The sequence below is a fragment of the Faecalibacterium sp. DFI.5.82 genome, assembly GCF_029076575.1.
Lineage (GTDB): Bacteria > Bacillota > Clostridia > Oscillospirales > Ruminococcaceae > Faecalibacterium > Faecalibacterium duncaniae.
The window spans coordinates 1-322 of record NZ_JARFIS010000329.1 but is presented as its reverse complement, the minus strand read 5'-3'; the positions used below and the strand labels follow the sequence as shown (position 1 = coordinate 322).

1 protein-coding gene is annotated in these 322 nt (G+C 58.4%); it reads left to right on the top strand.

All coding sequences use genetic code 11. From position 1 onward, the window contains the following. The coding region (locus P0G09_RS16850; RefSeq protein ID WP_275253239.1) for a ribose-phosphate pyrophosphokinase-like domain-containing protein at positions 1–322 on the top strand (322 nt) is incomplete at both ends.

The window sequence follows — 322 nt, the reverse complement described above, 5'->3', positions numbered from 1 at the left end:
CTGCTGGCCTGCCCCGGTGCAGAGGAGCTGACCAAGCTGATCGACCAGCATCTGGTGGAATGGGCAAAGTCCGCAGGCGTGGAGAAGGATATCTTTATCATCCCCTGTGAGTGCCCCCGCTTCCAGAGCGGTGACGCAAAGGGCCTGGTCAGGGAGTCTGTGCGCGGCGACGATAGCTTTATCGTTGTCGATCCGGGCAATTACAGCGTTACCTACAACCTGTTCGGTTACGAGAACCACCTCTCCCCGGATGACCATTTTGCCAACCTAAAGCGCCTGATCCAGGCAGTGGCCGGCAAGGCACACCGTGTGTCCGTTATCA